This window comes from Holdemanella sp. DFI.5.55 (genome assembly GCF_020593575.1).
In the GTDB taxonomy this organism is placed as follows: domain Bacteria; phylum Bacillota_I; class Bacilli_A; order Erysipelotrichales; family Erysipelotrichaceae; genus Holdemanella; species Holdemanella hominis.
The window spans coordinates 1-14,473 of sequence record NZ_JAJDMK010000062.1; the positions used below are offsets into that span (position 1 = coordinate 1).

Annotated in this window: 14 protein-coding genes and 1 other annotated feature; of the genes, 9 read left to right on the forward strand and 5 right to left on the reverse strand. The window is 35.1% G+C overall.

Annotated features, from left to right (window positions below; translation table 11 throughout):
• Positions 1 to 333: 333 nt before the first annotated feature.
• Entirely contained in the window at positions 334 to 843 is a 510-nt protein-coding gene (locus LJE08_RS10605; RefSeq protein WP_117925121.1) for an ECF transporter S component, read from the reverse strand.
• Between the two features lie 94 nt (positions 844 to 937).
• Here LJE08_RS10605 and LJE08_RS10610 point away from each other — a divergent pair, with 94 nt between their 5' ends.
• The 5 genes from LJE08_RS10610 (at position 938) to LJE08_RS10630 (ending at position 6,930) form a co-directional block, all read left to right on the forward strand.
• A complete protein-coding gene (locus LJE08_RS10610; RefSeq protein WP_217256366.1) occupies positions 938 to 2,218 on the forward strand; it encodes a PLP-dependent aminotransferase family protein in 1,281 nt (426 codons plus the stop codon).
• A gap of 9 nt (positions 2,219 to 2,227) precedes the next feature.
• Positions 2,228 to 2,425 (forward strand) — a binding site (T-box leader).
• A gap of 32 nt (positions 2,426 to 2,457) precedes the next feature.
• Complete coding sequence (alaS, locus tag LJE08_RS10615; protein WP_186999587.1) at positions 2,458 to 5,088, forward strand: alanine--tRNA ligase; 2,631 nt, start codon at positions 2,458 to 2,460, stop codon at positions 5,086 to 5,088.
• A 43-nt stretch (positions 5,089 to 5,131) separates the two neighbouring features.
• On the forward strand, positions 5,132 to 5,479 hold the full coding sequence (locus LJE08_RS10620; RefSeq protein WP_217256365.1) for a hypothetical protein: 348 nt from the start codon (positions 5,132 to 5,134) through the stop codon (positions 5,477 to 5,479).
• Positions 5,480 to 5,543: 64 nt separating this feature from the next.
• On the forward strand, positions 5,544 to 6,047 hold the full coding sequence (locus tag LJE08_RS10625; protein WP_117925129.1) for a transcription termination/antitermination NusG family protein: 504 nt from the start codon (positions 5,544 to 5,546) through the stop codon (positions 6,045 to 6,047).
• Between the two features lie 184 nt (positions 6,048 to 6,231).
• Positions 6,232 to 6,930 (forward strand): hypothetical protein, encoded by a 699-nt coding sequence (locus LJE08_RS10630; RefSeq protein ID WP_227403187.1) that lies wholly within the window; start codon positions 6,232 to 6,234, stop codon positions 6,928 to 6,930.
• A 144-nt stretch (positions 6,931 to 7,074) separates the two neighbouring features.
• Here the strand turns inward: LJE08_RS10630 and LJE08_RS10635 are convergent, their stop codons facing one another.
• Positions 7,075 to 7,416, reverse strand: a complete 342-nt coding sequence (locus LJE08_RS10635) for a hypothetical protein (RefSeq protein WP_227403188.1) — start codon at positions 7,414 to 7,416, stop codon at positions 7,075 to 7,077.
• A 30-nt stretch (positions 7,417 to 7,446) separates the two neighbouring features.
• On the reverse strand, positions 7,447 to 7,821 hold the full coding sequence (locus LJE08_RS10640) for a hypothetical protein (protein WP_227403189.1): 375 nt from the start codon (positions 7,819 to 7,821) through the stop codon (positions 7,447 to 7,449).
• Positions 7,822 to 7,891: 70 nt separating this feature from the next.
• Here LJE08_RS10640 and LJE08_RS10645 point away from each other — a divergent pair, with 70 nt between their 5' ends.
• Positions 7,892 to 8,434 (forward strand): LemA family protein, encoded by a 543-nt coding sequence (locus LJE08_RS10645; RefSeq protein WP_186999591.1) that lies wholly within the window; start codon positions 7,892 to 7,894, stop codon positions 8,432 to 8,434.
• On the forward strand, positions 8,415 to 10,289 hold the full coding sequence (locus LJE08_RS10650) for a DUF2207 domain-containing protein (RefSeq protein WP_186999592.1): 1,875 nt from the start codon (positions 8,415 to 8,417) through the stop codon (positions 10,287 to 10,289). Before LJE08_RS10645 ends, LJE08_RS10650 begins: the two co-directional genes overlap by 20 nt.
• Positions 10,290 to 10,498: 209 nt before the next feature.
• On the opposite strand, the gene typA is transcribed toward LJE08_RS10650, so the two are convergent.
• Positions 10,499 to 12,328: a translational GTPase TypA gene (typA, locus tag LJE08_RS10655; protein ID WP_117570795.1), complete on the reverse strand. Its 1,830-nt coding sequence runs from the start codon at positions 12,326 to 12,328 to the stop codon at positions 10,499 to 10,501.
• 109 nt (positions 12,329 to 12,437) lie between these two features.
• Here typA and LJE08_RS10660 point away from each other — a divergent pair, with 109 nt between their 5' ends.
• Both LJE08_RS10660 and LJE08_RS10665 read left to right on the forward strand, forming a co-directional pair.
• Complete coding sequence (locus LJE08_RS10660; RefSeq protein ID WP_117925143.1) at positions 12,438 to 13,181, forward strand: esterase family protein; 744 nt, start codon at positions 12,438 to 12,440, stop codon at positions 13,179 to 13,181.
• Entirely contained in the window at positions 13,178 to 13,456 is a 279-nt protein-coding gene (locus LJE08_RS10665; RefSeq protein WP_217256361.1) for a hypothetical protein, read from the forward strand. The genes LJE08_RS10660 and LJE08_RS10665 overlap by 4 nt, the downstream gene beginning before the upstream one ends.
• A gap of 159 nt (positions 13,457 to 13,615) precedes the next feature.
• Here the strand turns inward: LJE08_RS10665 and LJE08_RS10670 are convergent, their stop codons facing one another.
• Positions 13,616 to 14,383, reverse strand: a complete 768-nt coding sequence (locus LJE08_RS10670; RefSeq protein ID WP_227403190.1) for an MATE family efflux transporter — start codon at positions 14,381 to 14,383, stop codon at positions 13,616 to 13,618.
• Positions 14,384 to 14,473: the final 90 nt, after the last annotated feature.

A 14,473-nucleotide genomic window follows, 5' to 3' on the forward strand; every position in this document is an offset into this window, starting at 1 on the left:
CCAATGGGTGATAAGAAAAATTCGTAGATTTCCTTTAAATTAGGAACATTCTACGGATTTTTATATTTTCATGAATAATTCAGGTAAATGTAGATTTAACCATGAAGATATCTTTAAATGTGCTAATTCAAGATTAGGATGGTATAGAAGAAGTGGACTAGATGTAGTGAACTTCATATTATCACCAACTGTTCTAGGCAATAAAATAGGAGATAGACCTGGATTAGTCCATCCCCTAGATTACTATCTTAAGAGTTTGTGATTACGATATAAATGTAGAGCCGTATACGAGACCCGTACGTATGGTTCAACGGGAGGGACGACAATTTTATTTTATCCCTCTACCCTATTTAATTTATCTTGTACGATTTTCTTTACCATTGGATATACAATAAGTGCAATCACAATACCTGCAGCTCCTTGGACTACGTTGGCTGGAATTTCACTTGCGGCTACGATCCAGCTTCCTTTTAATATGTATTTGGCAATAAAGTATCCAAATACCATAATGACAGATCCTAATACGTAGCTTGAGATTTGTTTCGGTTTAGAGTAGTTTTTCATAGGTAGGGATACTACGATTCCTTCTAGTCCTTTGATGATTATGGTAAAGAAGAAGTAGTGTCCGTATCCTCCGGCTACATCGGCTAGTGCGCTTCCTAAGCCTCCAATCAAGAAGCTTTCAAATGGATTTAAAAAGCTTGCGAATAATAGGATGAATCCGTCTCCTAGATTGAAGTATCCGTCTAATGTGTTTGGTATTTTGATGAACATGGTTGCGACAAATACGAGTGCCATACCTAGTCCGGTTAGTACGATTTCATATGTTTGTTTGTTTTTCATAATTTTTCCTTCTTTCTGTAACTTAGTGACTATTATACTTGTTTCTGTATATAAAAAAATATACAATTATAAAAAATAAATAGGGGACAGTTGTATGAAGAAATATCAGGTGATTTATGATTTGTATAAGGAATCCATTCTTTCTGGAATCTTAAAATATGGGGATCGTGTGGATTCGATTCGTGAATGTGTAAAGAAGATGAATGTGTCTAAAACTACGGTGGAAAATGCATATAATAAGTTGGTGTTGGATGGGTTTATTTCGAGTAAGGAAAAAGTGGGTTATGTGGTGAGTATGAATTCGGAGCGTATCTTACTGCATCAGGAGATATTGGATTATAGTTCGAGTCACAAAGAAAAATCGTATGATTATGATTTTCGGATTCAGTCGGTTTCTTTTGATTCGTTTGAAACGACGATTTGGAAAAGATATATGAAGGGTGTTTTGAATGATAAACGTTTGATGTCAAGTTATGGTCTAGCACAGGGTGAGTATGGATTAAGACAGGCTCTATGTAAGTATGTGTATCAGAATCGGAATATTTTGTGTTTTCCAGAGCAGATGGTGATTGGTTCAAACTATCAGTCTTTGTTGTATATATTTTGTGGGATGTTAGATAAGAATAAGGTGGTTGGTTTATCGACTTTGGTGGATGATCAGGCTAAGCAGGTGTTTTTGTCGTATGGTTTTCATGTTGAATATTTAAATCCAAATTCTATTGTGAGGGATATTAAAAGGTTGAATGTGGATGTCGTCTATGTGAATACGACTTGTTTTACGCCTGATAGGCAGTCTATGAGTGAAAGGGTTCGTGAAGAATTCGTTTCTTTAGAGAATGTTTTGATTCTTGAGGATGATTATAATGGGGAGCTTGTGTATGCTTCTAAAATCAAGACTTCGTTGTGTTCGAAAAGTAAGAATGTGATTTATTTTTCTTCGTTTTCAAGACTATTATTACCGAGTCTTCGTATTGGGTATATGATTTTAAATGAGGAGTATATGCATAAGTATAGTGCTTCTTATTTTGGTCCAACGACGAGTAAAATTGAGCAGGTGGCTTTTACGCAATATATTGTGGATGGGTATTTGCAGAAACATTTAAGAAAGCTTGTTCGTGAGTATAAGGAGAAGCATTTGTATTTAAAAAAATTGATTGATGCACATATGGGTTGTTCGTATATTTTGGATGAGACGTATATGGCGTATTGGTTAAATTTAGATGTGGATATATCACGCTTTAGGGATTTGTGTGAATCGAATAGTGTCGCAATTAGTATTTCGAATGGGCGTGTAGGATTGTCTTTTGCGTGTATGAGTAAAGAATTGATGTTAGATGGTGTGATTCGTCTTGCAGAAATATGGAAAGAGTGTTAAAATTTTATCGATTCGACAGTGAAGAAGATAAGTAGGATTAAAAGTTCTTGTGCATAGAGAGAGGGCGTTTGGTGAAAGCTCTTCGAGTCTTTTAATTTGAAGCTACTTTGGAGTTGAAACGTAGTCGGCGTTAACGAGTGAATTGAGGGCATTTTTCAATTTTGAAAAATGAACTAGGATGGTACCGCGTAATTATACGTTCCTAGAAATAGGAGCGTTTTTTTATTGGAGGAGAAAAGATGAAACAATTAACTGGTAATCAGATTCGTCAGATGTTCTTGGATTATTTTAAATCTAAAGGGCATATGATTGAGCCGGGCGCAAGTTTGATTCCGCACAATGACCCAACGTTATTATGGATCAATGCGGGTGTTGCGGCTTTGAAAAAATATTTTGATGGTAGTGAAAAACCGGCTTCAAATCGTATTGCGAATGCGCAGAAATCAATTCGTACGAATGATATTGAAAATGTAGGTCGTACAGCTCGTCACCACACATTCTTTGAAATGTTAGGAAACTTCTCAATTGGAGATTATTTCAAAGATGAGGCAATTCAGTTTGCATGGGAATTTTTAACAAGCGAAGAATGGATGGGGATTGATAAGGACAGATTGTATGTGTCTGTATATACAGATGATGCGCGTGCTTATGAAGTATGGACTACAATTTGTGGCGTAGACCCTAGTCATATTTTAAAGACAGATGATAACTTCTGGGAAATTGGTAAGGGACCTGGTGGACCTGACAGTGAAATTTTCTTTGATCGTGGAGAAAAATATGATCCTGAGGGATTGGGAGAAAAATTATTCTTTGATGAAATGGAAAATGATCGTTATGTAGAAGTATGGAATGTCGTATTCTCTCAATATGATTGTGATCCAAGTATAGATCGTAAAGATTATAAGGAACTTCCTCAGAAGAACATTGATACAGGTATGGGTCTTGAGCGTTTGGTTGCCTTAGTTCAGGATGGAGAAACAAACTTTGATACGGATTTATTCTTACCTATTATTCGTGCAACAGAAGCTATGGCGAAACATCCTTATGAAGGTGAATATAAGATGGCTTACCGTGTTATTGCGGACCACGTTCGTACAGTTACTTTTGCGTTGAGTGATGGTGCTAACTTCTCAAATAGTGGTCGTGGTTATGTGCTTCGTCGTGTACTTCGTCGTGCTGTTCGTTATGGTTTAAAATTAGGTTTGGATGAACCATTCTTATATAAATTAGTTCCTGTTGTTGCAGATTTAATGAAGGATTTTTATCCATACTTACAAGAGCATGTAGTGTTCAATCAAAAATTGATTAAGGTTGAAGAAGAAACTTTCAAGAAGACTTTAAAGGTTGGTCAGGCTTTATTGGATGAAGAGATCAGTAAGGCTAAGGATGGAAAGCTTAGTGGTGAAGTTGTCTTCAAATTATATGATACATATGGATTCCCATTTGAATTGACGCAAGAAATTGCCGAGGAAAGTGGAATCAGTGTAAGTCGTGATGAGTTTGATGCAGAGATGAATAAACAAAAAGAGCGTGCTCGTAATGCGCGTAATGTAAAGGATTCTTTTGCGTCTCAAAATGAAGAATTGATGAACTTCAATGAGCCTAGTGAATTTATTGGTTATGATCACTTATCTTGTGATGGTAAGATCATTGCGTTATTTAATGCAGAGGGTAAGATGGTTGATTCTTTAGAAGATGAAGGTATGATCATTTTAGATGAAACTTGTTTCTATGCAGAAAGTGGTGGACAGGTTGCCGATAAGGGAGTGTTTACGGCTGATGGTGTAGAAGTAGAAGTATTGGATGTTCAAAAGACTCGTAATAAACAGCATATTCACACAGTTAAAATCAATAGTGGTGTATTAGAAAAAGGTATGTCTTTATATGGTGAAGTGAATGTCAAAGATCGTTTGGCAACTACAGCGAACCACTCTTGTACGCACTTGTTGCAGTCGGCTTTAGTTAAGGTATTGGGTGATCATATTCACCAGGCTGGCTCTTATAATTGTCCTGAATATTTACGTTTTGACTTCAATCATTATGAAAAGGTTACGGCTGAACAATTGGCTGAAGTAGAACGTATTGTGAATGAATATATTAGTGCGGCATATCCAGTAACGAAAGAAGTAATGCCTATTGAAGAGGCTAAGAGATCTGGTGCCACTGCATTATTTGATGAAAAGTATGGAGATACAGTTCGTGTTGTAACAATGGGTGATGTATCTAAGGAATTCTGTGCTGGATGTCATGTAGAAAACACAGCTCAGATTGGTCTATGTAAGATCATTAGTGAGGAAAGTATTGGTTCGGATTCTCGTCGTATTACGGCTAAGACTAAGTTTGCGGCTTACCAAGATTTTGCACAAGAACACAATATGTTAGAGAATATTGCGGATAGTGCTAAACAAAAGGGTATTAAGAATATTGATACAAAGGTTGAAGCTGCATATAAGACTATGCGTGATATGCAGAAGGAAATCGATAACTTGAAAAACCAAATCTTTACTTTGAAGTCTAAAGAGTGGGCTACTGAAGCTAAAGATTTTGGAAAAGTCAATGTATTGATCAAGTCTGTTTCTGGAATGGATGCAGGTGCATTGAAGGATATTGTTTCTAACTTAAAGGCTAGTGATGACAAGATGGTTGTATTCTTTGTGAATACAAATGGTGAAAAGGCTGTCTTTGTGTCTGGTGCAGGTAAAGAGGCTGTTAAGGCTGGTGTACATGCCGGTCAATTGGTTAAGAAAGCGGCTCAAATCTGTTCTGGTAATGGTGGAGGAAAGCCAGATATGGCTCAAGCCGGTGGTAAGGATGCTTCTAAGGTTGATGAAGCAATCAATGCGATCACAGAAGAATTAAAAAGTTTATAAAAGATATTAGGGTATGCCATGTGCATATCCTTATTTTTTGTTTATGAAAAAGAAGAGTAAAAGTAAATATAGAATTCGTAAGAATGAATTAAGAAAATTTTTAAAGGAAAATAAACTCACAAAGAAAGAGAAGGAGAGACTTCATTGTTGGGTAGATAGAGGGAATAGTGCGTATGATTTACAGTGGTTGTTTGGGTTGCGTGAGGAAGAAGCGATTGATGAACTACTAAGTGGTTTAACAGATAAACAAAAGGATTATGTATATAGTTATTGTATGAATTGGAATCCGTTCATCGATGAACCTTATTTTGATTATGAAAGATTTGAAGAATTAGATTTAGAGAACTTACCGACTTTTGAAGAAGAACCAGAAATTGATTTACCGGTTTAATCGATTTGACATAGCTAACTAACCACTTTATACTTTTAGTATATGAAATGAAAGGGTTTTATGTATGAATTTGGATGAACATTGGTATGTATTATTGACCATACGTTCTAAGGAAGAGGAAGTATGTAAATACTTGAATGAAAACGAGGGTATTTTTGCGTTTAGTCCTAAGATGGAGTTTTATCATAGGGTTTCTAAACAGATCCAATTGCGAACTTTATTCGGTGGCTATGTATTTGTGGTGAGTAAATTGTCACAGGTAGAAGTGGATCGCATTTTTAGAAAGTTTCCTTTGCAGAGTGTTTTTATTCATGAATTGAAATATGAAGAGGAAGTTTCAGCTTTAACGGATGAGGAGATTCGTATTTTGAACATGTTGTTGGATGATGAAAAGGTTCTAAGAATGTCGTATGGTAAATTAGTGAATAAAAAGATTCATGTGACTCAAGGTCCACTAAAGAATATGGATGATTATATTGTGAAGTATGACAAGCATAATCGTTTGGCAACGTTGAATTTGCACTTTTTGAATCAGATATGGAAAGTTGGGGTTACGATTATTGTATGATTATTTTCCACATTAAATTTAAAAAAATGGGTCGTTCTCGCCACATTTGGCATGAAACGGCCTTTTTTTAGGTCAAAATTTGCATTTTTTTTAGAATTGTGTATAGTATTAATTGTTGTTTTCAATTATTTGACAACATTTGCCTCGTATTTTATGAGGTTTAAGGGGAAGATTGGAGGGTGTTTTGAACTTTATAATAGAAGAAAATTTAGAGAGTAGTTTATTAAGAAAAGGGTTAGTTTCAGGTTTATTGATGTCGACACTTACATTAACATTACTAACAACATCATCAGTTATTGGGGAAGAAAGTAAGGTCTATGCCAAGTCAAATGGCACAGATGAAAATATCTTAATGCGTGTTGATACAAAAAATGGAACTGAAGAATTAAAAGAGAAATTCGAAGAACAGATTCAAAATATCGAGGAAGAATCTAGCAAGAAACAAGAAGAGTCGAAGAGCGTTGAAGAAATGAGTATGGAACAGCCAGATTTATTGAATGATATGCAGTTCATTCAAAATAACTACAATGCTGTTACACAAATCGTTTACTCGCAACCATCACTTTCACAATACATTAGTAATGTGAATGCACTTACTGCCTCTGGTGGTATTTATTATGGACCTAGTGGTAAAGAAACATACTATAATTTAAATATGTCAGGAGTAGTCGACATTATGCGTGGTATGGGAAATAATGATGCATATTGGGTTCGTGAAGATGGTGCGAAAATGTTGGGGGATTATATTATTGTTGCGGCCGATTTAAATAAATATCCTAGAGGTACAATTGTAGAAACTTCATTAGGAAAAGGAATCGTCTGTGATACTGGAAGTTTTACGCAAAATTCAGATACTCAATTAGATATTGCGACAGACTGGTAATATATATGAGTGTGAAGTAGAAGTCATGTGCTTCTACTTTTTTTGTTTTCCATTAAAAAATGGCATCCGAAGATGCCAAATTCATTATTCTTTTGGATTTAATAATTGTTTTTGTACTTTAGAAACAGGATTGAATGTTGTTAGTCATTTTGTGTTGATTGTCATGCCACTGATGGTTTGGATAAACCATAAGAAGAATAGAATTACAAGGATGGGTATAACACAAGATGTTACGATCATGATGGCTGTAGCTTCCATGAAATTGTTTAATGACTTGTTAAACGTCTTCGTATATTTTTGTGCTGTTGAAGAAAATGCTTCAGCTGCTTTTCCGAAGAAGTTTTTATTTTCTTTATCCTTTTTGATATTTTTCTGGATGTTGTTCGCGTTATTAATCGTTTCTTGAATACTTGTTTCATAGGTGGCTTTAATTGTTTTAGATAATTTTACACTACAAGGCATGATTAGGCACGTCGCTACCGCCATAATGCCAATCTTAATACATACAATTCTTAACTAATCCCATTTTATGACGTTGTTGACTAGCCATGCCAAACAAAGTATTGGAATGATGTATTTAAAGGTGACCATGCATGTGAGTGTCAAAGCGTATTTTTCTAAATAGATGGCTCCTAGAACTAATAAGAATTTTGAACTTAAATCCGCTAAGTCATTCGCAATGGGAGTTCCTGTATCTCCTGGTAAAATGGTAATGGATGTAGAGATGGCAGCACTCGATACGGCTAGTGTCATGACCGTATTTCTTTTTTCGTCTAAATATTGAATGGATTGCTCATGAAATTCGGGTGTTGATGTTTTTTGTGCAACCATATAAAAACTTGATAAACAAATAAGAATGGGTAAGATCCATTTTAAAATAGTTTTGTACATAATGACGATTCCTTTCTATATTTCTCATTTTATCAAAAATAGAGTATAATCAATCTAGGAGGATTTAATTATGATTCTAGTTATTGTTATTGTTGTTTTAGTTTTATTAGTACTATTCTTAATGTCTAGCTACAATAAACTTGTTCGTTTATCAAATAAGGTAGATGAAGGTTTTTCTACAATGGACGTGTATTTGAAGAAGCGTTTTGATTTGATTCCTAACTTAGTAGAAACAGTGAAGGGATATGCGAAACATGAGGCGGATACATTGAGTTCAGTGATTGCACAAAGAAATATGGCAAAAACATCAAAGGATGTTATGGATAGTGAAAATAAGATCACAAATGCGATTCAGGGTATTTTTGCGGTGGCAGAACAATATCCGGATTTAAAGGCCAACACAAATTTTATGGATCTTCAAAACCAATTGAAGAAGGTCGAGGAGGATATCGCAAATTCTCGTAAATACTATAATGCTTTAGTTCGTGAATATAATGATGTGATCATGAGTGTTCCGACAAATATTGTGGCATCTTTATTCCATTTCGAAAAGAAAACAATGTTTGAAGTGGCCAATGCTTCGGAAAGAGAAAATGTTCAAGTTAAATTTTAAGAAGGTCTTTGCCTTCTTATTCGCATTTGTACTTTGTTTTGGATGTATCGACATATATGCTGATGATGGAGGATATACAATTGATAATTATACGGTGAATGCCACATACAATTCGGATAATACAATTGATGTTAAAGAAGTGATTGATGTGAACTTTTCAAGTTATCGTCATGGTATTTATCGTAATATTCCAGAAACGATGTATATCAATCGTGATGAAAAGTATAAGTTAAAAATTAAAGATATCAACGTATTAAATGATGAGTATGATGTAGATAGTGATTCTGGGAATCGTGTGATTCAAATTGGAAGTGCAGACTATACAATCATTGGCCCCCACACCTATACGTTGACATACAAGATTGTGATTCCAGAAGATTATCATTCAGATTTAGATTTTATTTATTATTCTGTACTTGGAAACAATTGGGATACAACCATTTCTCATTTTAATTTTGATATTCAATTTGAGAAGGCTTTGACAGAAGATGAGATGTCTAATATTAAAGTCTTTAGTGGAAGTCTAGGAAATCAATCGAATGATTTAAATGTAACTCCAATCATTACTTCGAATTCTATTAGTGGAGATGCCTATGATATTGGTGTAAAACAAGCCATTACCATCTTTGGTAAGTTAAGAAAGAACTATTTTGTAGGTGCCAAACAAACAACTTCAAAGACTCCATTTGTCTTTTTAGGGTTAGCTATTCTATTTGGCTTATATAGTTTGATTCGTGCATTCTTATTAAAGAAAACGCATATTACACCAATTGTGAATTTCTATCCACTAAAAGATATGGATCCAGCTATGGTTGGAACGATTGTAGATGAGTCCGTGGATCAAGAAGATTTAGTGGCATTGATTCCATATTGGGCTAGTAAGGGATATTTAACCATTTCTGAAAAAGAGGATGATTTAGTACTTACAAAGGTAGAGAATCATGAACCACCGATTTTAAAGCATCAAAAGAAGATTTATAACGGATTGTTTAAAACTAAAAATAGTGTGAAATTATCAAAATTATCAAGTAAGTTTGGTAAGGCTATGGATGATGCCAAAGAAGCTTTGAATGATGAATTTAGTGGAGATAAGAATTTATCAACAATTGATCATGGCTTTGCGACGATTATTCTAGCCACGATTTGTATGATTGTATGTATCTTATTCAATACTCGATATAGTATTGTAGATAATTTGATTGAAACCATTTTTGCGACATTTAGCTTTGTGCTTATGATGGTTTTAAATTATTCTGCAGCAGCAACAAATGTATTTAACAAGAATAAACTAGTTGTATTAAAGAAAGTATTAAGTATTGCGTTTATTTTGATTCTAGCATACTTTATTTATAGACAATGCGATTCGATTCTAAGTATTGTACCATTTGAATTTATGATGATAGGCATTGTGGTTGTTTCACTACCAATACTTTTGATTTCTAAATTTAATGTGGTGAGTGAATACTTTAAAAGTGTAGCTCCTGAACTATTAGGTTTTAAAGACTTTGTTGAAAAGGCAGAAGTACCACAATTGGAAAGATTATCTTTAGAAAATCCATCTTATTATTATGATGTCATTCCATATGCGATGGTATTTGGATTATCTGAAATGTGGACAAAGAAATTTAGTACGATTCCTTTGGCACAACCAGATTGGTATGATTCTTATTATTCAGATCCATACTCTTCTTATTTCTATTACAGAATGTTGACAAGAAATATGTATGAACCGATTCATGAGAATTTAATGGATTATCAAACAGAACAAATGAAAAGTACAGCCGATAGCATGGGCTCTAGCTTTGGTGGCTTCTCTGGTGGAGGCGCCGGTGGCGGAGGCGGCGGAAGCTGGTAATAGATAAGTATTAGGGTGATGAGCCCACGTAACTTGGTAGGTGTTGTGTACCTACCTTTTTCGTATTCCATATAAAAAGAAATGGGTAGGCGTAGAGGCCTACCTATAGTACACGTGCCATTCACCCTAATACATATTTCGTACATGTTTATTATCATAAAATAAGCAATAGAGTGGGCTGAATAAAAAGACTTGGAATTATCCAAGCCTTATTGAGCATTCATCTTTTGACGATACAAGTTACGACGATCTAGAGCCGTTAAACCTTTTTTACGGATACGAATCGCATCTGGTGTAACTTCTACTAATTCATCATCGTTGATCCATTCTAATGCTTCTTCTAGTGAGAAGATTTTTGGTGGTGTTAATAGCATAGCTTCATCACGACCACTTGAACGGATGGCTGTTAATTTCTTGTTCTTTAATGGGTTAACATCCAAATCGATGTTTTTAGAACTTTGACCAATGATCATACCTTCATAAACAGGTGTTTGTGGAGAAATGAATAATTGACCACGTTCTTGAAGGTTCCATAGGGCGTAAGTCATAGCTTCACCAGTTTCAGTTGAAATCATAGCACCTTCCATACGTTGTGCGATTTCTCCTTTATATGGTTCATAACCACTAATACGACGTACTAATGTACCTTCACCGTGTGTATCATTGATAAATTCTGAACGGAAACCTAATAAACCACGAGTAGGTGCTGTATACACGATCTTAACATATCCATTTTCTTCAGACATATCTTGCATAACACCCTTACGAAGATTTAATTTGTTGATGATTGTTCCTGAATATTCTTCTGGAGCTAAACATACAACTTCTTCGATTGGTTCTACTTTGTGTCCATTTTCGTCTTTGTGTAGGATAACCTCTGGCTTAGAAACAGCTAGTTCATAACCTTCTCGACGCATATTTTCAATCAATACAGAAATATGCAATTCACCACGACCACTTACTTTGAAGCAATCGGCTGAATCGGTTGGTTCAACCTTTAATCCAACGTTTACTTCTAGTTCTTTTTCAAGTCTTTCTTTTAAGTTACGACTTGTCACATACTTACCACTTTGTCCGGCAAATGGACTTGAGTTAACATGGAAGTTCATTGATAGAGTTGGTTCTTCAATTTCAATGTGTTCCATTGGTTCAACATGATCAGCTGTACAGATTGTATCACCAATACTAATATCTGGCATACCCGCAATAACAACGATATCTCCTGAATGTGCTTCTGGAACGCTTGTTCTAGATAATCCTTTGTATACGAATAATTTAGATAAGCTTTCTTTGGCATTCAATCCAGATTGGTTACAACGAATATATTGTTGACCTTGTTTTAAAACACCTGAATATAAACGTCCAATTCCTAAACGACCAATGTATTCATCGTATGCCAAGGCAGATACTTGCATTTGAAGAGGTTCTTCATCCATATCTGGATATACATCACAATGTTTTAAGATTGTATCGAATAATGGGTCGATGTTGTCGCTAGGTGTTTTAAGGTCATATTGAACACGTCCTTCTCTAGCTACACCATAAAGGATAGGGAAGTCTAATTGTTCGTCGTTGGCATTTAAGTCTAAGAACAATTCGTAAACTTCATCGACAACTTCTTCAGCTCTTTGGTCTTTCTTATCGATCTTGTTGATCAATAGAATAGGTTTTAAACCAATTTCCAAAGCTTTTGATAATACGAAACGAGTCTGAGGCATTGGACCTTCACTCGCATCAACTAATAAGATAACTGTATCTACGGTACGGATAATACGTTCAACTTCACTTGAGAAGTCGGCGTGACCTGGCGTATCTACAATATTAATTTTTACACCGTTATGAATAACGGAACAGTTTTTAGAATAAATAGTAATTCCACGTTCACGTTCTAGATCGTTTGAGTCCATGATGCAGTTAACAACTTCTTCGTTGTCACGGAAAACATCACTCTGTCTTAAAAACGCATCTACTAACGTACTTTTACCGGCATCAACGTGGGCGATAACGGCAATGTTAAGAATTTTTTCTTTATTGGACATACTGTCACTCACTTTCCTGTCAAAAACAGTACAATTATAAAGCAAGAAACCTTAAAACTCAATAAAATGTGCTATAATAAAACAAAATTTTTATGAAAGGGGTAACACCATGCAAGTGCAATATATAAAAGAGTATTCAAATTGTTTGGATCGTGAAATGGAATATAAAATCTATGGCCAAGGCGGTAAGTTGTGTCTAGCTATTCCAAGCCAAAATGGACGTTTTTTTGAATGGGAAGATCGTGGTATGATTCATGAAGTTTCTAAATGGATTGAAGCCAATCAATTAACGATCGTAACGTGTGATACTTTGGATACAGAAACTTGGTCTTATCCTTATAATACAAAGGTGCGTATGTTGAAACATGAACTTTGGTTTGAATATATTCTTTCAGAATTAATTCCTAGTGTACAAGAAAAGATGAACAATCATGATAAGTGGATGGTTGCAGGGGCAAGTCTAGGTGCAACGCATGCCGCTAATTTAATTTTCCGTTTCCCAAATCAATTCGATGCCTTATTAGCCTTATCTGGCATTTATGATACAGAAATATTCTATGGAGATTATCATGATGAAAATACGTACCATAATAATCCATGTGCCTACATGAAAAATATGGCTTTAGATCATCCCTATATGGAATTGTATAGACAATCCAAATTGATCTTTTGTGTAGGACAAGGCAATTGGGAACAAGAATGCGTTGAATCATTAAGACAAATCAGCACCATTCTATATGATCAACAAATCAAGGCTTGGTGTGATTTCTGGGGTTATGATGTCTATCATGATTGGCCTTGGTGGAAGATACAGCTACAGTATTTTATGGGACAAATATTTAAGAAAGTATGACTAATATTAAAAACGAGTTGATTTCACATTCGAATTTGTATGTGTGGACACAAATCAACTTTGCGTATCATCCTAATAAAATTGAAGGCTCTAAATTGTCAAAGGATCAAACAATAAGAATATTTGAAACGAACGATTTAACAATGGATTCAGATGATGCACTCGAAACACAAAATCATTTTCGGTTGTTTGATTATATGTTAAAAACAGTGAATGAACCATTATCAAAAGAAATGATGATTCAGATGAATATGATTTTGAAAGAAATTATTTGATTGACACTCTTTTAACGCAACAAGATATTTATGCTTCTGTTTGTGAACAATTAGATTTTTAAAGGAGTAGCGTGAACTACTCTTTTTGTGATAGATGACCTTATGTTCTAGCCACTTATTTGATTTAAAACGAGCTAAGAAAATAAATGAGCGTACTGTTCAATCAGATCCCATACCAATCCATACAGCTAATGGGCCCATATGGAATTGATGGACTAAAAAGATTGTGACTACAACTCTGCAGATCCACATAGATAGAGTGGATGTGATCATACTAAATTTGACATCACCAGCAGCTCTTAGGCCATAGCCTGGTAAGAATGAGGGTGTCCAGAATATCATTTTGTATGTGAAGACAATGCGTGTTAACCAAATGGCTAGTTTGGCACTTTCTGGCTCCATTCTAGCAAGACTAGTGATTTGTTGAATTGGAAACATGATTATTGCACAACATATAATGCAGGCTATCCATGCATATTTTGTGAGTAAGATTGTATAGTGTTTCGCTTGTTCGTATTCTTTAGCACCTACACATTTTCCTACGACAGTCATCATACCAAGTCCAATACCGATGCTTGCTTGACATGCAAAACTTTCTAGCATGGCCACCATGACTTGGGCGGCAATGGCGGTTGATCCCATTGTGGATACAGTGGATTGAATGACGAGTTTTCCAAATTGAAACATACCATTTTCAATGCCGGTTGGAATACCTGTTTTTAATATTTTTGTGATTGTTTCAATTTCTGGTTGGATACTTAAATAGGAATCAATATATAAATCTTGTTTGGGCTGTTTTAAAAGGATCAGGATAATAAGGGCACTGATGATTCTTGATAGTAATGTAGATCGGGCAGCTCCGGCTACGCCTAAGCTTAGGGTAAAGATGAAGAATACATTCCTATAATGTTTAATGTGAGTACCCATCTAACGACCCCATGCACTAAATAGACATCGATATTGTCAATATAACAGGTACTATATCCTTGTACAAAGGATGGTGCTCGTTATGTATTA

Bases quoted from the DNA above. Each gene is read 5' to 3' on its own strand.
- LJE08_RS10605 (WP_117925121.1), bottom strand. From the start codon at position 843: ATGAAAAACAAACAAACATATGAAATCGTACTAACCGGACTAGGTATG.
- LJE08_RS10610 (WP_217256366.1), top strand. From the start codon at position 938: ATGAAGAAATATCAGGTGATTTATGATTTGTATAAGGAATCCATTCTT.
- alaS (WP_186999587.1), top strand. From the start codon at position 2,458: ATGAAACAATTAACTGGTAATCAGATTCGTCAGATGTTCTTGGATTAT.
- LJE08_RS10620 (WP_217256365.1), top strand. From the start codon at position 5,132: ATGAAAAAGAAGAGTAAAAGTAAATATAGAATTCGTAAGAATGAATTA.
- LJE08_RS10625 (WP_117925129.1), top strand. From the start codon at position 5,544: ATGAATTTGGATGAACATTGGTATGTATTATTGACCATACGTTCTAAG.
- LJE08_RS10635 (WP_227403188.1), bottom strand. From the start codon at position 7,416: ATGGCGGTAGCGACGTGCCTAATCATGCCTTGTAGTGTAAAATTATCT.
- LJE08_RS10640 (WP_227403189.1), bottom strand. From the start codon at position 7,821: ATGTACAAAACTATTTTAAAATGGATCTTACCCATTCTTATTTGTTTA.
- LJE08_RS10645 (WP_186999591.1), top strand. From the start codon at position 7,892: ATGATTCTAGTTATTGTTATTGTTGTTTTAGTTTTATTAGTACTATTC.
- LJE08_RS10650 (WP_186999592.1), top strand. From the start codon at position 8,415: ATGTTCAAGTTAAATTTTAAGAAGGTCTTTGCCTTCTTATTCGCATTT.
- typA (WP_117570795.1), bottom strand. From the start codon at position 12,328: ATGTCCAATAAAGAAAAAATTCTTAACATTGCCGTTATCGCCCACGTT.
- LJE08_RS10660 (WP_117925143.1), top strand. From the start codon at position 12,438: ATGCAAGTGCAATATATAAAAGAGTATTCAAATTGTTTGGATCGTGAA.
- LJE08_RS10665 (WP_217256361.1), top strand. From the start codon at position 13,178: ATGACTAATATTAAAAACGAGTTGATTTCACATTCGAATTTGTATGTG.
- LJE08_RS10670 (WP_227403190.1), bottom strand. From the start codon at position 14,383: ATGGGTACTCACATTAAACATTATAGGAATGTATTCTTCATCTTTACC.